Genomic DNA, 19,864 nt, shown 5'->3' with positions numbered 1-19,864 from the left:
AAAATATAGCTGTTTCAAAGTAAAATAAAGTAGGTGAAGATTATGATATGGATGTTAGCGGCATTAGCATTTGGGGTTGTAGTAGGTTACTATATTCCTTTTACATATTCTATGGATTATTCATTATACATGTCCGTGGCGATACTTGCTATCATGGATTCTATTTTTGGAGCCATAAAATCCGGATTTAAGAATGAATATGACAATCTTATTTTTGTTACTGGATTTATAGGCAATGCATTATTGGCAATTCTTTTAACATACATAGGAGAGAAATTAGGAATTAGTTTATATTATGTTGCTATTTTAGTATTTGGGACAAGAATCTTTAATAATTTATCAACTATTAGAAGATATCTAGTTTCAAATATCAGGACTAAAAAGAGCAAATAATTAAAAAACAAAACAAAAAACATATAAAATAATTTCATATAAATTGTTTGAATATAAATTATATAAAAATTTAGAACAAAGTACGAAATAAAGAGGAAAAAATAGACTTTTGTTGAATATTAATAAATGCAGGAGTATGTTGCGAAATTATTTAAAATCCATATATTTGAAGTTGTATATATTATTGAATAATATTGTGAAATAAAATAGCAAAATTAGGAAATAAAATGATATAATAAAAACATACAAGTTACTTGAATCACAAAAAGGGAGGTTTGTAAATGCTAAACTTTGACGTAGAGTTAGAAGGTTATGCTCAAATTAAGGTAATAGGCGTAGGTGGCGGTGGAAATAATGCCGTTAACAGAATGGTTGACGCACAACTTAAGGGTGTTGAGTTTATAGCTGTTAATACAGATAAACAGGCTTTATATACATCTAAAGCTGAATATAAAATTCAAATAGGTGAAAAATTAACTAGGGGTCTAGGTGCAGGTGCTAATCCAGAAGTTGGTAAAAGAGCGGCTGAAGAAAGTAAAGATGAAATAGTTAAATTACTTCAAGGTGCAGATATGGTATTCGTAACAGCTGGTATGGGCGGTGGAACTGGTACAGGAGCAGCTCCAGTAGTAGCACAATTGGCTAAAGAAATGGGAATTCTTACTGTTGGTGTGGTTACAAAGCCATTCGCATTTGAGGGTAAGATAAGAATGAAAAATGCAGAAAGTGGTATAGCAGAACTTAAATCAAGAGTAGATACTTTGATAACTATACCAAATGATAGACTATTACAAATAGTTCAAAAAAATACATCTATGTTAGATGCATTCTCAATAGCAGATGATGTTTTAAAACAAGGTATACAATCTATATCAGATCTTATAGCTGTTCCAGGTCTTATAAACCTAGACTTTGCAGATGTTAAGTCTATAATGAAAGAAAAAGGATTGGCACATATGGGTATAGGTAGTGCTAGTGGAGAAAATAGAGCTATAGATGCAGCTAGACAAGCTATCCAATCGCCACTTCTTGAAACTTCAATAAAGGGAGCCAAAGGAGTATTACTTAACATAACAGGTGGTTCTAACTTAGGACTATTTGAAATTAATGAAGCCTCTAGCTTAGTTCAAGAATCTTGTGACTCAGAAGCTAATATTATATTTGGTGCATCTATAAGAGAAGACTTAGGTGACGAAATAATGATAACTGTAATTGCTACTGGGTTTGAATCAGGACAAGATATGACTCTTGATTTGGATGACAATAAAAAATCAAGACCAGATACAAGAGCATCTTTAAATACTACTGTTAAAAAACAAGAAGAAAAAGAAGAAGAAGCAATTGAAGTTGAGAGAGAAGAAGTTAAGAAAACTTCTATAATCGAAGAAGATGATATGGAGATACCTACATTCTTAAGAAGAAGAAGATAATTTAATATCAGCACTGATAGGTTAAAAAATTTCTCTCTAATTTTTGCTATTAACAAAATAATTCTACAAATTGTATATTATTTTTAATTTAGCAATATTAGTAATAAAATAAGAATATAGGCTACATTGAGTTTTATATACTTATAAATTCATAATTTGTATTTTAAAAAGAAAGCAGAAAGCTTTCTTTTTTTGTTGTTTTTAATAATAAATTTATTGCTATTCGACCATTAAAAGTGACATAAAATTTTTGGACTATTAACTTATAATATAGTCAAGGTTCAAAGAAGGGGGAGAGTGATATTGTACATAGAACATTACTTTATAGAAAACCTTTTAATAAATTATATTATTATAAGTTGTACTTCTATGCTTATAAAAAGATATAATCCTAAAAATAAAAAAATCTTGGGATCAACCTTAGGTGCAATATATTCTCTGGCTTATTTATATCCGAAATTAGGTATATTATTTACAATCCCATTAAAAGTAATAATTATGACAGTTATAACACTTATATCTTTTAGTTATTCAAACAAGAAAGAATATTTTCATATAGCACTGATTTTTTATTTGGTAAATGTATTTATATCAGGGAGTACTTTTTTTATTATTTATTTTACAGGTATAAGTCACTTAAAGATCTCATTTTTAATTATATGCGTCTATACAAGCTGTCAATTACTTAAATATATATACAAAGATATAAAAATGATTAATTACATAAAACAGTTAAAAAGGACTATAACTATAAATTTGTTAGAGAAGAGATTTGAATGTGAAGCTCTAATAGATAGTGGGAATTTATTAAAAGATCCTATAAGCAATCAGGAAGTAGTTATAGTTAAGGCTTCTTTTTTCAAGGGAATAATTCCAGAGGATATACTAAGTACATATCATGAGGAACTAGATATAGTTAAGGCACAGGAAATAATAGATTCTTTAGAAGATAGGTTTTCAAAAAGAGTAAGGTTGATTCCATATAAACACGCAGGAAGTATTGATACAGGTGTAATACTGGGGTTCAAGGCAGATTATATAGAGGTTGAAGATAAAAAAATAGGAAACATAGTATTAGGGGTATCTAATTTTGAAAACTCAGATTATGGGGCAATAATAAATCCGAATGTATTATTAGAAATTTAATTGGGGAGGGATAAGAAAGTGAAAAAATTATTTTTAGAGCTAAAGACAAAGATAGTCAACAAGATTGTATCTATAGGCATCAAGTTAAAAATAATAAAGCCAAAAGGTGTTTATTATATGGGAGGAGTGAATGTATTACCTCCACCTCTAGATGCTAAAGAGGAGGCTGAACTTCTACAAAAGCTAGAAACAGATGAAAGTGTGAAGACCATACTTATAGAAAGAAACTTGAGGTTAGTGGTATATATATCTAGAAAGTTTGAGAATACAGGTATTGATATAGAGGATCTTATATCTATAGGTACGATTGGACTGATAAAGGCAGTAAATACTTTTAAATTAAATAAAAATATAAAATTGGCTACATATGCATCTAGATGTATAGAAAATGAAATACTTATGTATCTCAGAAAAAATAACAAGAAAAAGGCTGAAGTATCTTTTGATGAACCTTTGAATATAGACCTAGATGGAAATGAGTTGTTGTTATCAGATGTACTGGGTACAGAAAATGATGAAATATATAAAATAATTGAAGAAGAGATAGATAAGGATTTACTGGTTATGGCTTTGGATAGATTGTCAGATAGAGAAAAGCAAATTATGGAATTAAGATTTGGACTTCTCAATAAAGGGAATGAAAAAACTCAGAAGGAAGTTGCTGGGATGCTTGGAATATCTCAATCTTACATTTCAAGATTGGAGAAGAAGATAATTTCTAGACTGAAAAAAGAAATGAAAAAATTTGTATAATATAAATAATCCTTTCTTAACAGTATAAAAATATATGATGTGTAAATAATTTCATATAGATAATACTTTTGAGAGAGGACTGAAATGTATGCAAATTAATAAAGTTGAAATCTGTGGTGTAAATACATCTGAGCTTCCAGTTCTTAAAAACAATCAAATGACAGAACTTCTTATAAAAATAAAAGAGGGAGACGAAGAAGCGAGACAAAAATTTGTGAGAGGTAATTTGAGATTAGTTTTAAGCGTAATTCAAAAATTTAACAACAGAGGCGAAAATATAGACGATTTGTTTCAGATAGGTTGTATCGGACTCATAAAGGCTATAGATAATTTTGACCTGAGCCAAAATGTCAGATTTTCAACTTATGCAGTTCCTATGATTATAGGCGAAATAAGAAGGTATCTAAGAGACAACAATCCTATAAGAGTAAGTAGATCTTTAAAGGATATAGCGTATAAGGCATTGCAAGTTAGGGAAAGATTGGTTAGACAAAATGCCAAAGAGCCAACAGTATCAGAAATAGCAAAGGAGTTAGAATTAGAGGTTGAATCTGTAGTTATGGCTCTAGATGCAATACAAGATCCAATATCATTATTTGACCCAGTTTACCAAGATAATGGGGATGCTATATTTGTGATGGATCAAGTTCAAGATAAAAAAGATACTGACGAAAGCTGGTTGCAAGAAATTGCCTTAAAAGAAGCAATTAAGAAACTAAATAATAGGGAAAAATTAGTCCTAGATTTAAGATTTTACAAAGGAAGAACTCAAATAGAAGTAGCCGATGAGATAGGAATATCACAGGCTCAAGTATCTAGGATAGAGAAAAATGCTCTTAGAAATATGAGAAAATATATATGATAAAGGAAGCTGATCTGTTTTATGGGTCAGCTTCTTTTATTCGTGCTATAATTAGTGAATAAGCATGGATATAAAAAAGATTTTAAAAATTGAAACATTAAAAGAAAAATGGTAGAATATATACATGTATTAAATCAAAAAGGAGAATTTCAATGCTAGAATCATCTATTATATACACTTTGATTAGGACTTTACCAGAGAGTCTGTGCACAGTATCAGCGATAGCGATTTTAATAGAAATAGATATAGAAAAGATGAAGTTAGTCAAGATAGGAGGAGTTTTAGGAATATTAGTTTTTATAATAAGAATGTTACCTATAACTTTTGGAATTCATACTATTTTTTCTATATTAGCTTTAATGATTATATCATCAAAATTGTCAGATGGTAAGCTTGGTAAATCTATAATATGTACTCTGGAGATATTTTTAGCATTAGTTCTAAGTGAGGGGTTATATCTAAGTATAGCCACCAGAATATTAAAATTACCTATAAAATTGTTAATGAGCAACACTAGTATATTAGGGGCAATAGTAACATTACCATCTTTAGCAATATTCTTTTTAATAGTTATAATTATAAAAGAAATAAATAAAAAATGTTTTTGGGGAAAATTTAATAGTTGATTTTAAAATTAAATTTATTTTATAAATAAGGGGATTTAAATGAGTGCAGAAAAGGTTTCTATACACTTAGCAAATATATTGGGAAAGAATTTGGAAAAATCAGATGAGGAAATAGCTGTTTTAAATTATGGTTTATTTGTCATAATACAGGCGGTATACTCAATAATATTGATATTAGTAGTAGGTTTGGTAACTGGTCTATTAAAAGAACTTGTTATTATATCGACGTTTAGTGCAATGATGAAGAGGTATGCTGGAGGACCTCATGCGAGTACACCAAATAGGTGTTTAAGTATTGGTATATTGATAGCAACAGCTTTTGCTTTTTTATGTAGATATTTCATAGAAAAGTTAAGTATACACCATGTTATGATTTTTATACTTGTAGTAATTATAACATCATATTATGTATTGTATTTGAGATGTCCAGTTGGATCTAAGGAAAAGCCACTTAAAAAAGAAAGTATAAGAACAAGACTAAGGAAAAAAGCCTTCAAATTAATGAATGTATATTCATTTATTGTATTATCTTTATGCTTAATATATTCAATATACAACAATTATTTGATAAAGAGTATTCTTATATCAATATTGTTTGGAATAATACTACAGATATTTACGATAAGTAAAACAGGAGAAAATATTGTCATGGGACTTGATAAGTATCTGGACAAGTTGTATAAGGTATTACATTAATTGAATTATATATTATAAATTTTTCATTTAAAAAATTTATCCTTATGTAGTCTACATAATAAAAAGGGGGGATATCAATGAAGTTTTTAATGAACGCTGTATCAGGAACAGCAACTAGAGTTGCAGGGGGAGTAGCAACATTTTGCATGTTCTTTTTCTTCGAACCAGAAGTTCCAAAGTCTTTAAGAGAAGAATAACAAAACTGGCAAACCATAAGGAAGTTCCTTATGGTTTGTTATTTTAAACAAATTAAATTCCTATTAGGTGAAAAATATGAAAAAATATGAAAAGAAGAGAAATCAGAAAATATTTGAAGTACTACTAATATTAAAGTCGATATATTTATTGATGGCTTTAGTAGCACTGACAAGTACAGTAGATATTAATAAAATAGATAACCCTATAACAGTAGCAGTATCTGCAATCGGAGTACTATTGTTTATGATAACTTATTTTATGTTAGTAGTTTATTATCATAAACATTTTGTAGACAGGTGTAATCGTATAGCTAAAGTGATAGAAATCATTATACTGTTATTTATTTTTACTACTATTGTTATGTTTACAGGGGGAAATGAAAGCCCTTATAAATTCATATGTATATTCATTGTTTTAATATCAACTATACAGTTTGGAGAAAAACATAGTATAATAACTGCTTTAATTTTATCGTTAGAATTAATATTAATAGACTTTATGATGAGTCCTAACAAGGAGACTTTAAGTATATACTTTGAAAGAGATTTAGTGCTTATAGCGTCTTTACTGGTTACAGCATTTATCCTGAGTATGTATGTCAATATAGAAGTGGAATATAGCAAGGATTTAAAAAGGTTAGCGAATGTAGATGAATTAACAGGTTTGTTTAACCACAGGTATCTACAGCAGCAGCTTACCAAGGTTATAAAGGACTCAGAGGAAAAAAAAGAAAATGCATCGTTATTATTTATGGATATAGATTATTTCAAGAACTATAATGATATAAACGGTCATCAGCATGGAGATTGGGTACTAAAAAAGATAGGGATAATTCTAAAAGAATCCGTCAGGGAAAATGATATAGTAGCTAGGTATGGAGGAGAAGAGTTTGTAGCGATACTGCCTAATACAGATAAAAACACGGCTATTGAGATAGGTGAAAAAATAAGGAAAACTATTGAGGATACTTATTTCTATGCTCAGGAAAATCAACCCGATGAAAATATGACTATATCTGTAGGTGTATCTTGTTATCCGGAAAATGGTAAAAGCAAACATGAACTTATAAATGCAGCGGATGATGCTCTTTATAGGGCTAAGTTTTTCAATAAAAACAGGGTAGAGGCATACTACAGTGTATTAGATGAAGTAGATGATAGCTTATATATAAACGAGAAAATAAAGAAATCTCTAAAAGCTTTTATAAGTATGATAAATAAAAAAGATAAATATACGTACGGGCATACTGAAAGGGTAGTTATATACTCAAAGTGGTTTGCAGAGTTTTTGGGATTGTCTGAAGAGGAAAAGATAGATATAAAGCTTGCTGCATACTTACACGATATAGGCAAGGTAGAGTTACCGGAAGAGCTTTTAAATAAAAGGACAAAGCTTACGGACGATGAGTTTTCAAAAATAAAAGAGCATCCTGTAGTGAGTGCAGAGTTAATAGAAAGCATGAAGCCATTTGAAAGGCTTACTCCAGTGGTAAAGTATCACCATGAAAGATATGATGGTAGAGGTTATCCTGACAAATTAGAAGGAGAAAAAATACCATATCTGTCTAGGATAATCACTATAGCAGATAGTTTTGATGCTATGACATCTCATAGACCTTATAATTTTAGAAAAAGTCGTGATGAGGCTATAGAAGAATTAAGAAATAATGCAGGAACACAGTTTGATCCGGCTTTAGTTGAAAAATTTATAAGTATGCTTGAAAAGTACAGTGATAAAATATAACTTATTTATATTATAAAAAATGGCCGAGAAGGTCATTTTTTTTTGTCCAAGTACATATTTATTTTTAAAGGGAGGGAGATTATAATATGATTAGAGTATCTGATATAATGGAAAAAGAAGTTATAAATGTTAAAAATGGAAAAAGAATGGGGTTCATAATGGACATAGATATGGACGTAAATGATGGAAAAGTGATATCATTTACAATAATGGGAGATGGAGGTAGAGGATTTTTCGCAAGAGGGGGAGAAGATCAAGTTATATTTTGGAATGATATACTAAAAATAGGCTGTGATACTATAATAGTAAATATAGGTTCTGAATTAAATTTAAATGAATTTAACATATAAACATATAAGGAGGTAGAAACTTTGCAATGTCCTTACTGCAACGACAAGGAATCTAAAGTAATAGATTCAAGACACATAGATAGTAAATCTATAAGAAGAAGAAGAGAATGTGAATCTTGTAGAAAGAGATTTACAACTTATGAGAAAATAGAAACAACACCGGTTATGGTAATAAAAAAAGATAAATCAAGAGAGTGTTTTGATAGAGAAAAAATAAAATATGGAATATTAAAATCATGTGAAAAAAGACCTGTTCCTATGGAAAAGATAGAAAATATATTGGTTCATATTGAAAATGAGATAAATAAAGGATTTGTAGAAGAAATAGAAACCAAAAAAATTGGAGAAATGGTTATGGAGGAGTTAAAAAGCTTAGATGAGGTAGCATATGTAAGGTTTGCATCTGTATATAGACAGTTTAAGGATATAAATACATTTGTAAATGAACTTAAGAGTATACTTATAGAAAAGGGAGAGTAATATGAGAGATTATATAACTGTTAAGGAAATAGAGGAAAGTATAGATTTTGTAAAATTAGCTATTACTTCTAAAAATATAGATGCCAAGTCAAGAGAGGATATGTTAAAAGTATCTAAAGAAGCCGATTTTAATATTGAGAATTTAACAAGTAACATTCAAATACACTCAGACATAGTAAATAAAGTAGAGACTAAAGATATAGGTAAAAAAATAGAGGGTGATGCTTTAACAACAAATTTAAAAAATGTACCTTTGTTAATTTTTACGGCAGATTGTGTACCTATAGCCATAATAGATAAGCATAATAAAGCTATAGGGTTGGCCCACGCAGGATGGAAGGGGACTTTTAGTAATATAGGTCAAAAGACTATTGAACTTATGTCAAAGAGCTATAACACATCCCCAGAAAACTTAGTTTGTGTTATTGGACCTTCAATAGGACCTTGTTGTTATGAAGTATCTAAAGATTTAATAGAAAAATTTAACACAATTATTACAAACAAAGATGAAAAATTCTATACAATAGAAGAAGGAAGGTATTATTTAGACCTTTGGGGGATTAATGAATATTTGTTAACACAAAGTGGAGTGAAAAAAGAAAATATTATAAACTTAAATTTATGTACTAGTTGTAAATCAGATGAATTTCACTCATATAGAAAGCATGATAAAACTTCAAAAAGGATAGGAATGATACTGGAGCTGAAATAGAGAGGAGAATTTTTTAATATGGATACTAAAGTGCTTGTTATAGACGATGAAATACATATAGTTGAACTTCTAAAATTCAACTTGGAAACATTTAATTATAAGGTTGATTATTCTTATGATGGATTTGATGGTTTTGCAAAAGCCAAGGATATAAAACCAGATTTAATACTTCTGGATTGGATGCTACCTAATATAAGTGGAATAGATGTATTAAAGAAAATAAGAAGTGATAAAACACTAAAAAATACACCAGTTATATTACTTACGGCAAAAAATATGGAAAATGATAAAGTTGAAGGTTTAGAGATAGGAGCTGACGATTATATAACTAAGCCATTTAGTATAAAAGAATTACTAGCAAGAATTACTTCTGTCTTGAGAAGATACAATATAAATAATGTAGATGAAGAATCTATTCTTTCTATAGGCAAAATTAAGTTAGATTTATCTAAACATGAGGTAACAAAAGGAGATGAAAAAGTAGAACTCACACTTAAGGAGTTCGAACTTTTAAAATTACTACTTCAAAACAAAGGTAAGGTTCTTTCTAGAAACTATCTTTTAGATAAAATCTGGGGATATGAATACTATGGAGAAACTAGAACTGTAGATGTGCATATAAGATACCTAAGAAAAAAAATAGAATCAGAAGATGCTTCTGAAAAGTATATAGAAACAATCAGGGGTGTCGGGTATAAAATAGAGTAGAAAAAAATATTTAGGAGAGGTATCTATGGAAGATTTAAAAAACGTATATTTTTTTATAACAATAATATCTTTAATAGTTGCAATAATATCTATTAGATATACTCTTACAATTAGAAACTATCTAAAAGAGTTTATTTATGTTTCTAAGAAAGTAAGCAATAAAGAATTTCATGCAAGACTCAATATAAGAACAAAGGGTGAACTTGGAGAGTTGGCAAGTAATTTTAATTATATGATTGAAACAATGGATGATACTTTAAAAGAAGCAGAGTACAATCACCTTCAATTAAAGTCGATATTAAAGAGCATTTCACATGGAATATTAGCAACTGATGTAAATGGAAATATATTACTGATAAATGAAGAATGTAAGAAAACTATAAAAAGTGATCCAGACAGTCCGATAGAAGGACAAAATATAAATATTGTAATAAAGGACGACTGTATACGAAAAGAGGTATCAAGATTTATAGGATCCAAAAAAAGTAGTATGGTTGAAATAAAGACTGAGGATGATATATTTTACAAAATAAAGTTAGATCCAGTATATCTTCAAAATACAGATAATGTAATAATAGGATCTATAGTTAATATTGAGAATATAACAGAGAAGGTTAAGCTTGAGAATATGCGTAGTGATTTTGTCGCCAATGTAAGTCATGAGCTTAAGACGCCTTTGACCTCAATAACTGGTTTTGTAGAAACATTAATACTGAATGAGAATATAGATGTTGAAAATAGAAATAAATTTTTAGGAATAATTGAAAGTGAGTCTGATAGGCTAAAAAGATTAATAGACGATATACTTTTATTATCATTTATAGAAAATGATGAAAATATGGTTTCTGAGAAAGTAAAAGTATATGAGGTGTTTAAAGAAGTTTACAATATAATTGAAAATATAGCTAAGTCTAAAAATATAGAGATTGTTTGCGAGTGTGATGATAAAAATATATCAGCTATATCAAACAGAGATTATATTAGCCAGATTCTTCTAAATTTAGTGGACAATGCAATTAAGTATACACCTAAAGACGGTCATGTAAAAGTGATAATTGATACAAAAGAGGATTTTTTGATTATAAGAGTAATGGACGACGGAGTGGGAATAGCAGAAAAAGATATAGATCGTATTTTTGAAAGATTTTATAGAGTTGACAAAGCTAGAAGTAGAGAAGTAGGAGGAACGGGCTTAGGACTAGCTATAACAAAACATATAGTAAAAATTTTAGAAGGTACAATAGAAGTAAAAAGCCAAATAGGCAAGGGTACGGAGTTTATTGTATCGATACCAAAAAATTTCCTTAATTAAAAGGAAATTTTTTTTTGTTTTTGCACAAACTAATAATAATGGAAAATTTAATAACTTATTAAATTTAAAAATGATATAAGGAGAGAGATAATGAATGAAGGAAAGTTTATTAGATGATAGTTTATTTAGACAAGCATTTGTAGTGGCGATGTTTGTAGGGATAATATGCAGGGGATTTGTATTGAGGATTACTGATAGACAGTACCCTACTAGACCTCAGGATTATTTAGAACAAATAATAATCTCTGGTCTTTCAGCTTCCCTTGGAGCAGTTGCCCTACCCGCTCTTATAGACAAAGAGTTTGCTGCATTAACTTTTTTTGCAGTTGCAATACAGCAGTTTCAAGGAGTATCAGAACAGGAGAGAACCACAATTGAGAATATTGATAATGAAGAAGTAGTAAAAAAGGGGACTGCCTATTTAGAAGAAATTGCATCGACATATGAATCTAGAAGTTACATAAGTTTATTTTCTTCGTTAGTAGCATCTATAGCATTTATTTTTTCTGTTAAAAGATTCGATTTTACATTTTTTTCAGCAACATTATGTTCAATAGTCGCAGGTGCTATAGTAGGAGTGATATTTAGAAGACTACTAAGAAGAGATAGTATAGGAGATATAGCTGATGTGGTACCTGCAAAAATAAACTTTGAAGGGTCTATATTAAAGGTAAATAACACAGTAATAACAGATATCGGACTACAAGATAGCAGAAACAGATACTTACAAAAAGGGCTAGCAATAGAGATCATTCCAAAAACACTAGGAGCATTCGGAGTTGTAAATGATATTGGACAAAGACAGGCTATTATACACAATATATTTATCCATATGGGAATAGATAAGGATGTAGACGAAAAAGACATACTGGCAATATCTAGAACAAATTTAGAAAAAAATACTATCGTTATACCTTATATACCCATTCTCAAAGATATTGAGACTATGATAGAAGTATGCAAAAGTACACCTATCATAGAAACAGCCAAGGGATACCAGAGTGCATACAAGAAAAAATATTCACAATAATAAAAGAAGAATTAAGAATAAAATTAAGGATAAAAACTTAATCAAAATTTAGGGAGGTGGAGATATGGATAGAGCATTTTTTACAGCTCTAATAGTAGGAATGTTTTCAAGGATTATAATGATAAATCTAGATCAAAAACAACATCCTACTCAACCCAATATATTATTATCTCAAATGGTATTAGCGTTTGTATCATCATCACTAGGAGCTCTTTTAGTACCTGCACTTATAAAAAGATCATATACATCCATAACCTTTTTATCATTAGCAGCAGAACAATTTAGAAAGGTAAGAGAAAACAGACGAAACGTATTACAAAACTTAGAAGATACCCAGTTAATAAAAAGAGGATCTGCATTTATAGAAGAAATAGCTAGGACATATGAAACTAGAAATTATATATGTATAGTAATGTCATATTTTACTATAGGCATTTATTATATTGCTCTTCTTGAATTTAAGATAGACAGAAATATGAGTTTGATTATAAGTGCAGCTCTTGGAGTAATATTGTCATTAATCATAAAGAAGTTATTGACAAGACAGAGTATAGGAGACATAGCAGATGTGGTTCCTGTTGATATAAGTTTTGTGGATAATTCTATAATGCAAGTTGGAGATCTAAAGGGAATTACTAACCTGGGTCTGCAAAGTGATAGAGATAGATATCTTAAGAGAGGTGTGGGAATAGAAATTATACCTAAGGACAAAAATTATATAAATGCAGGGATATTATTTGACGCAGGTCAAAGACAAGCAATAGTATATAATATCTACTCTAGAGTAGGACTTCTTAGGGATTCAAACGAACCAGCATTTGTACCATTGCCAAGAAGAAATCCAAAAAAAGAAAGTATAGTTATTGCATATATACCAATAGAAAAAGACGTAGATAAAGTCATAGAAGCTGTTAAATCGTGTCCAATTCTATCTACTTCAAGGGGAAAATATATATCCCTTAAAAATTATAAAATAGGTCAGAAGGGAAGTGCATAAATATGTCAATGGATGTAGGGATAAAGGATTACACACTAGCTATAGTAACAAAAGATAAAAATTTTAAGGGATCTGGTGGATGTCCTATATTTTATGCAGATGATGAGAAGGAATTACAAAATAGGGCTATGTTAATGGCTAAATGCGTAGGTGGAGTAGTTCATGATATGACAAATGGGACATTAATAATTGTTAAACACTAAGGTACCTTTAAGGTACCTTTAGTTGTATTGACTATATTAATTAAAACATGGTATTATTATATGATGCATTTAAGGAGAAGAGTGGTGGTATAATAAAATGGAAGTAAATGTGAAAAATATAAATAATATTATAAGTAAAGTATACAAAGATAGTATCGCCGAAGAGTTGGAAATAGAAGTAGGAGATCTATTAGTATCTATAAACGACCAAAAAATACATGATATAATAGAATATAGATTTTTATTAAGTGATGAGTATATAGAAGTAGAAATTCAAAAAATGAACGGAGAAGTCTGTATATATGAAATAGAAAAAGACTACGATGAGGATTTGGGTATTGAATTTACAAACCCTATAATAGATAAGGCTAAGAGTTGCAGAAACAAGTGTATGTTTTGTTTTATAGACCAACTGCCAAAAGGGATGAGAGAAACTCTTTATTTCAAAGATGATGATTCAAGACTATCTTTTTTACAAGGAAACTTCGTAACACTTACTAATATGAGTGAGGATGATATAAATAACATAATAAAATACAGAATAAGCCCTATAAATATATCTGTACATACTACAAATCCTGAGTTAAGAGTAAAAATGCTGAGTAATAAGTTTGCGGGAAAAGTATATGAAATTATGAAAAGGCTGGCTGAGGCCAATATAGAGATGAATTGTCAGATAGTGTTATGCCGCGGAGTAAATGATGGAAAAGAATTGGATAGAACGATAAAAGATTTAGTTAAGCTATACCCTTATGTAAATAGTATAGCTATAGTTCCAGTTGGTATAACTAAACATAGAGATCATTTACCGACATTAGACATATTCGATGAAAAAAGTTCTAATGAAACTATAGACCAAGTACATTCGCTCCAAAAGATATATTTTGATGAAATAGGAACAAGATTTGTATTTTTATCAGATGAATTTTATATAATGGCCAAAAGAGAGCTTTTAGATTATGATGAATATGAAGGATTTATACAGTTTGAAGATGGAGTAGGTATGATACGCAAGATGGGTACGGAGGTTGAAAATTACCTAAAATCTATACCCAAAACTAAATTTAAAAGAAAGAAAAAGGTATCAATAGCTACAGGTAAATCTGCATATGAATTTATACAGAGAATGGCTCAACTAATAATGGATAGATTTAATGATATAGAAATAAATGTTTATAGAATAAAAAACAACTTTTTTGGAGAAACAATAACCGTTTCAGGACTTTTAACGGCTACTGATTTGATTGAGCAATTAAAGGACGAGCAATTAGGAGAAACACTTTATATAACAAGAAGTATGCTAAAAGCAGACGAAGAGATTTTTTTAGACGATATAACTTTAGAAGAGTTACAAGATATTATGAAAATAGAAATTGTACCTTGTTTAAACGAAGGTAAGAGTTTCGTAGATAATATTTTAAAATAGAAAGGAGAATATTATGAACGATAATAGACCAGTAGTGGCTGTAGTAGGAAGACCGAATGTTGGTAAGTCCACTATATTTAATAAATTTGCAGGAAAAAGGATATCTATTGTAGAAGATACTCCAGGTGTAACTAGAGATAGGATATTTGCAGAAGTGGAGTGGCTAAACAAATACTTTACACTGATAGATACAGGAGGTATTGAACCTGAAAGTGAAGATATAATATTATCTCAGATGAGAAATCAGGCCATGCTTGCTATGGATATGGCACATGTAATACTTTTTGTTGTTGACGGTAAAGCTGGTATGACAGCAGCGGATAAAGAGATATCACAATTACTGAGAAAGACAAAAAAACCGGTAATATTAGTTGTCAACAAAATAGACAACCAAAATCAATATGACAATATATACGATTTCTATGAATTAGGACTTGGAACGCCTTTTGCAATATCAGGGGCTAATAGCATGGGACTTGGAGATTTACTTGATGAGATAGTTGAAAATTTCCCAGAAGGATTAGATACAGAGTATGACGAAGATGTAATAAGAGTAGCAATAACAGGTAAGCCTAATGCAGGTAAGAGTTCAATTCTTAACAATATATTAGGAGAAGATAGAGTTATAGTGAGTCCAATAGCTGGAACTACTAGAGATGCTATAGATACATATCTTGAAAAAAATGACAAGAAATTCCTTCTTATAGATACAGCAGGTTTAAGAAGAAAAAGTAAAATATACGAAACTGTAGAAAAGTACAGTGTAATAAGAGCTATGAGTGCGGTTGATAGAGCAGATGTTGTATTAATAGTAATTGATGCTCTTGAAGGTGTTACAGAACAGGATACAAAGGTCGCAGGTATAGCACACGATGAAGGAAAGGCCTGTGTATTTATAATAAATAAATGGGACTTAATAGAAAAAGACAATAAAACTATGGGTAATTATACAAAAGAAATAAAAGAGAAATTCCCATTTATGATGTATGCTCCTATTTTATTTGTTTCAGCTAAAACTAATCAAAGAATAAATAAAATATTAGAGATGGTTGAGTATGTAGCGAGTGAACACTCTAAGAGAGTTTCAACTTCAGCATTAAATGATGTAATAGGTGAAGCTGTAATGCTAAACCAACCACCATCAGACAAAGGAAAGAGATTAAAGATATACTACGGCTCTCAAACAGATATCAAACCGCCAAAGATTACTTTATTCATAAATGATAAGGACTTGACTCATTTCTCATATCAAAGATACATTGAAAATAAAATCAGAGAAAACTTTGGATTTGAGGGAACTTCTATCAAATTTGAATATAGAGAAAAAAATAGAAAATAGGCATTTGAAAAATCTTTACTGGAATTTTTATGGAGGAAATCGTGGATATGTTTAGTTATATATTAATTGCTGTAATTTCATATCTCCTTGGAAACATATCGACTTCTTATATAGTCGCAAAAAGAATTGCAGGGGTAGATATAAGAACCCAAGGTTCTGGAAATGCAGGTTCTACCAATGTTCTTAGAACTCTAGGGAAAAAAGCTGGAGCGATGACTTTTTTAGGAGATATACTAAAGGGAGTTATAGCAGTATTAGTATCTAGAATTATATCAAACATGCTAGGTGTGGATACAGTCTTAGCATCATATGTGGCAGTTATATTTGTTGTCATGGGGCATAATTGGCCTGTATTTTTAGGTTTTAGAGGTGGAAAAGGAGTTGCAACTTCACTAGGAGCCATGACTTGTGTACATCCTATTATAGCTTTATCATGTTTGCTTATATTTATAGTGATTGTCGCTTTATCAAAATATGTATCATTAGGATCTGTTTTAGGAATAGCAGCTTCACCTTTAATGATGATAGCAACCGGAAATAGAGCAGGCTTTGTTGTAGCTCTGTTCTTAGCGATATCTGTTACTTATACTCATAGAGCAAATATAAAAAGGTTGTTTAAAGGAGAAGAAAGAAAAATAGGGCAGAAAAAACAATAGTATATATTTAGGTGGTGTTTAGATTGGAAAAGATATGTGTATTAGGTGCTGGTAGTTGGGGGAGTGCTTTGGCATTAGAACTTGCAAAAAAGGGCTATGAAATAAGTATGTGGACTAAAAATCAAGAACAAGCTGAGAGTATAAAATTAACGAGAGAAAATAAAAACTATTTACCGGGGATTTTATTTCCAGAAAATATAGGTTTGACGACGGATATTGAGGAAGCTATAAAGGGAAGTACAGTAATAGTATTAGCAGTTCCATCTCAAGCTATAAGAAGTATTTGTTCTAAGATAAAGCCTTTTGTAAAAGATGAGCAAATACTTGTTGATGTTGCAAAAGGACTTGAAAAAGGTACAGGGCTTCGATTATCTGAAGTTTGCAAAGAGGAATTACCAAATAATCCATATGTAACTTTATCAGGGCCATCTCATGCTGAAGAGGTAGCTAGGGACATACCAACTACAGTGGTAGTTGCATCAGAAGATTTAAACGTAGCTAAAAAGATACAAGATATATTTATGAGCCCTGAATTTAGAGTTTATACAAATCCTGATATAGTAGGGGTTGAGCTTGGAGGAGCACTAAAAAATATCATAGCTTTTGGAGCTGGTATTTGTGATGGTCTTGGATATGGAGACAATGCAAAGGCTGCACTTATGACTAGGGGAATAAGCGAGATAGGAAGACTAGGTGTTGCTATGGGAGCAAATAAACTTACATTTGCAGGGTTGTCTGGAATAGGTGATTTAATAGTTACTTGTACAAGTATGCATAGCAGAAATAGACGAGCTGGTATACTTATAGGTCAAGGAAAGAGTTTAGAGGAAACATTGGAAGAAGTAAAGATGGTTGTAGAGGGGATTACTGCGACAGACGTAGCCCACAAGGTAGCAAAAGAACTAAATATAGATATGCCTATAACCAACGCTATATATTCTGTACTTTACGAAGGACTAGATCCAAAGGAAGTAGGAGTAGCTCTTATGATGAGAGACAAAACTCATGAAATGGAAGAAGTAGCTATAAAATAAAAAATAAACTTATAATATAATTTTAAATATTAAAGCACAGATGTTATTTTAAGGATAACTCTGTGCTTTTTAGATTTCAAAGAAATATAATACTAATAGTTATATGTTAAGTATGGATTGAATCTATTATATTTGGAGGTAATATTATGAGTACACTAAAAATGTATATTGATGGAGAATGGATATTAAATATAAACAACAGAACTAGAAAGATAATAAGTCCAATAAACCAACAAGAAATAGCATTAGTTACAGAAGGGGATAGAAATTATGTAGATGATGCAGTCAAAGCAGCAAAAAGAGCAATAAGTAAGGGTAGTGAATGGAGAAATATTACACAACAAGAAAAAGTTTATTTGTTAAACAAGATAGCAGATTTAATTGAGGAAAGATCAGAACTGTTAGCAAAAACAGAAACAATTAATACTGGAAGATTGTATAAGGAGACTATAAGTGATGATGTCATGGGAGCAGCATATGAATTTAGAAATTATGCGGGTATCCTATCTGAAATAAGTGGAAAAACTCACAATCAATCTTCAGAACTATTTTCATTTAGTATAAGAGAACCTATAGGTGTATGTGGGATAATAGTGCCGTGGAATTATCCGCTAATGACAGCTTCATCTTATATAGCTGCAACTTTAGCAGCAGGAAATTCTATAATTGTAAAACCGTCTTCATATACACCTCTAACAACTATACTACTATTTGAAATATTAGAGGAAGTTGGCTTGCCTAGAGGGGTTGTAAATCTTGTTCTTGGATCAGGAGAAGAAGTAGGAAACACCTTAGCCACACATGAAGATTTGGATATGTTAATTTTTACAGGTAGCACAGAAACAGGGATTGATATATTAAGAAATAGTAGAAGTATAAAAAAAATGGAATTAGAACTAGGTGGTAAATCTCCAATTATAGTATTTGATGATATTGATTTGGATGTTGTTGTAGACAATATAATGTTTACTGCATTTTTAAGTCAAGGTCAAGTATGTGTAGCTGGATCTAGATTGTTAGTACAAGATACAATATATAAAGAATTAATAGATAAACTAGTCAAAAAAACTAAAAAAATTAGGTTGGGAGATCCGATGAACAAAAGTAGTCAAATGGGGCCTATTTGCACCAAATCTCATATGGAAAAAATCCTGGCATATGTAAAAAGCGGATTATATGATGGTGCAAGGTTAGCCTGTGGAGGCAAAAGGATGACTGTTGAAGGATTAGAAGATGGATTTTATATAGAACCTACTATTTTTGTAGATTGTAAACAGAATATGAAAATTGTAAAAGAGGAAATTTTTGGTCCGGTGTTGACAGTGCAATCATTTAATAATGAAAGTGAAGCTATATGTATGGCGAATGATACTAAGTATGGGCTAACAGCCCAGATATATACAGATAATATACAAAGGGCTATTAGGGTATCTGATAGTATTGAGGCCGGTATGATATGGGTTAATACTTATCTAGAAAGTAATGGGGGATGTTCTGTAAATCCATATAAACAAAGTGGTATAGGCACTATAGGTGGTTTAGATGGTTTAATAGAATTTACTAAAAGTAAATTAATACACATAAGAACAGAACCTAAAAAGACTAATTGGTTTGGTGATTTCACTGGTAATTAATTTTAAAAAAATAATTTATTATGCTTAGATAGTTTTATAAGATGAACTAGTATAAATGGACCTCAAATTATTGATGCACAATAATATTTATGAACAAAAATTAATATATATATGTAATAGATAGATTAGAGCTTGG

The 19,864-nt window shown here is 30.2% G+C and carries 22 protein-coding genes; all 22 read left to right on the top strand.

Annotated features, from left to right (window positions below):
* Positions 1-42: 42 nt before the first annotated feature.
* The 22 genes from BUB34_RS04730 (at position 43) to BUB34_RS04625 (ending at position 19,728) form a co-directional block, all read left to right on the top strand.
* Positions 43-393: a small basic family protein gene (locus tag BUB34_RS04730; RefSeq protein ID WP_084120192.1), complete on the top strand. Its 351-nt coding sequence runs from the start codon at positions 43-45 to the stop codon at positions 391-393.
* A 281-nt stretch (positions 394-674) separates the two neighbouring features.
* Positions 675-1,823 (top strand): cell division protein FtsZ, encoded by a 1,149-nt coding sequence (ftsZ, locus tag BUB34_RS04725; RefSeq protein WP_073124788.1) that lies wholly within the window; start codon positions 675-677, stop codon positions 1,821-1,823.
* Positions 1,824-2,120: 297 nt separating this feature from the next.
* Complete coding sequence (locus tag BUB34_RS04720; RefSeq protein ID WP_242948824.1) at positions 2,121-2,969, top strand: sigma-E processing peptidase SpoIIGA; 849 nt, start codon at positions 2,121-2,123, stop codon at positions 2,967-2,969.
* Positions 2,970-2,987: 18 nt separating this feature from the next.
* Positions 2,988-3,722: an RNA polymerase sporulation sigma factor SigE gene (gene sigE / locus BUB34_RS04715; RefSeq protein ID WP_073124784.1), complete on the top strand. Its 735-nt coding sequence runs from the start codon at positions 2,988-2,990 to the stop codon at positions 3,720-3,722.
* Positions 3,723-3,810: 88 nt separating this feature from the next.
* On the top strand, positions 3,811-4,584 hold the full coding sequence (gene sigG, locus BUB34_RS04710; RefSeq protein ID WP_073124782.1) for an RNA polymerase sporulation sigma factor SigG: 774 nt from the start codon (positions 3,811-3,813) through the stop codon (positions 4,582-4,584).
* A 152-nt stretch (positions 4,585-4,736) separates the two neighbouring features.
* Positions 4,737-5,210 carry a hypothetical protein gene (locus tag BUB34_RS04705; protein ID WP_073124780.1) on the top strand — a complete coding sequence of 158 codons (474 nt, stop codon included), beginning with the start codon at positions 4,737-4,739 and terminating at the stop codon, positions 5,208-5,210.
* Between the two features lie 39 nt (positions 5,211-5,249).
* Complete coding sequence (locus tag BUB34_RS04700; RefSeq protein WP_073124778.1) at positions 5,250-5,906, top strand: accessory gene regulator ArgB-like protein; 657 nt, start codon at positions 5,250-5,252, stop codon at positions 5,904-5,906.
* A 77-nt stretch (positions 5,907-5,983) separates the two neighbouring features.
* Positions 5,984-6,103 (top strand): cyclic lactone autoinducer peptide, encoded by a 120-nt coding sequence (locus BUB34_RS04695; protein WP_073124776.1) that lies wholly within the window; start codon positions 5,984-5,986, stop codon positions 6,101-6,103.
* Positions 6,104-6,179: 76 nt separating this feature from the next.
* Positions 6,180-7,847, top strand: a complete 1,668-nt coding sequence (locus BUB34_RS04690) for a bifunctional diguanylate cyclase/phosphohydrolase (RefSeq protein WP_073124774.1) — start codon at positions 6,180-6,182, stop codon at positions 7,845-7,847.
* A gap of 86 nt (positions 7,848-7,933) precedes the next feature.
* The gene (locus BUB34_RS04685) at positions 7,934-8,197 is read left to right on the top strand and encodes a YlmC/YmxH family sporulation protein (RefSeq protein WP_073124772.1); all 264 of its coding nucleotides are present in this window, start codon (positions 7,934-7,936) and stop codon (positions 8,195-8,197) included.
* A gap of 21 nt (positions 8,198-8,218) precedes the next feature.
* The gene (gene nrdR / locus BUB34_RS04680) at positions 8,219-8,677 is read left to right on the top strand and encodes a transcriptional regulator NrdR (RefSeq protein WP_073124770.1); all 459 of its coding nucleotides are present in this window, start codon (positions 8,219-8,221) and stop codon (positions 8,675-8,677) included.
* Position 8,678: 1 nt separating this feature from the next.
* Positions 8,679-9,389, top strand: a complete 711-nt coding sequence (gene pgeF, locus BUB34_RS04675) for a peptidoglycan editing factor PgeF (RefSeq protein WP_073124768.1) — start codon at positions 8,679-8,681, stop codon at positions 9,387-9,389.
* Between the two features lie 18 nt (positions 9,390-9,407).
* A complete protein-coding gene (locus tag BUB34_RS04670; RefSeq protein ID WP_073124766.1) occupies positions 9,408-10,097 on the top strand; it encodes a winged helix-turn-helix domain-containing protein in 690 nt (229 codons plus the stop codon).
* Between the two features lie 25 nt (positions 10,098-10,122).
* Positions 10,123-11,409, top strand: a complete 1,287-nt coding sequence (locus BUB34_RS04665) for a HAMP domain-containing sensor histidine kinase (RefSeq protein ID WP_073124765.1) — start codon at positions 10,123-10,125, stop codon at positions 11,407-11,409.
* A 94-nt stretch (positions 11,410-11,503) separates the two neighbouring features.
* Positions 11,504-12,439, top strand: a complete 936-nt coding sequence (locus BUB34_RS04660) for a YIEGIA domain-containing protein (protein ID WP_073124763.1) — start codon at positions 11,504-11,506, stop codon at positions 12,437-12,439.
* Positions 12,440-12,503: 64 nt separating this feature from the next.
* Complete coding sequence (locus BUB34_RS04655; RefSeq protein WP_073124761.1) at positions 12,504-13,436, top strand: YIEGIA domain-containing protein; 933 nt, start codon at positions 12,504-12,506, stop codon at positions 13,434-13,436.
* A 2-nt stretch (positions 13,437-13,438) separates the two neighbouring features.
* Positions 13,439-13,639 (top strand): capping complex subunit for YIEGIA, encoded by a 201-nt coding sequence (locus BUB34_RS04650; protein ID WP_073124759.1) that lies wholly within the window; start codon positions 13,439-13,441, stop codon positions 13,637-13,639.
* A 97-nt stretch (positions 13,640-13,736) separates the two neighbouring features.
* Positions 13,737-15,065: a DUF512 domain-containing protein gene (locus BUB34_RS04645; protein ID WP_073124757.1), complete on the top strand. Its 1,329-nt coding sequence runs from the start codon at positions 13,737-13,739 to the stop codon at positions 15,063-15,065.
* A 13-nt stretch (positions 15,066-15,078) separates the two neighbouring features.
* A complete protein-coding gene (der, locus tag BUB34_RS04640) occupies positions 15,079-16,404 on the top strand; it encodes a ribosome biogenesis GTPase Der (RefSeq protein ID WP_073124755.1) in 1,326 nt (441 codons plus the stop codon).
* A 41-nt stretch (positions 16,405-16,445) separates the two neighbouring features.
* Entirely contained in the window at positions 16,446-17,060 is a 615-nt protein-coding gene (gene plsY, locus BUB34_RS04635) for a glycerol-3-phosphate 1-O-acyltransferase PlsY (RefSeq protein WP_084120188.1), read from the top strand.
* A gap of 23 nt (positions 17,061-17,083) precedes the next feature.
* Complete coding sequence (locus BUB34_RS04630; protein WP_073124753.1) at positions 17,084-18,094, top strand: NAD(P)H-dependent glycerol-3-phosphate dehydrogenase; 1,011 nt, start codon at positions 17,084-17,086, stop codon at positions 18,092-18,094.
* A gap of 146 nt (positions 18,095-18,240) precedes the next feature.
* Positions 18,241-19,728 carry an aldehyde dehydrogenase family protein gene (locus tag BUB34_RS04625; RefSeq protein ID WP_073124751.1) on the top strand — a complete coding sequence of 496 codons (1,488 nt, stop codon included), beginning with the start codon at positions 18,241-18,243 and terminating at the stop codon, positions 19,726-19,728.
* The last annotated feature ends 136 nt before the right edge of the window (positions 19,729-19,864 follow it).

The sequence above is a fragment of the Asaccharospora irregularis DSM 2635 genome, assembly GCF_900129815.1.
In the GTDB taxonomy this organism is placed as follows: domain Bacteria; phylum Bacillota; class Clostridia; order Peptostreptococcales; family Peptostreptococcaceae; genus Asaccharospora; species Asaccharospora irregularis.
Note: the sequence above shows the minus strand (reverse complement) of the source record. Positions and strands in the feature narration are given on the sequence as shown.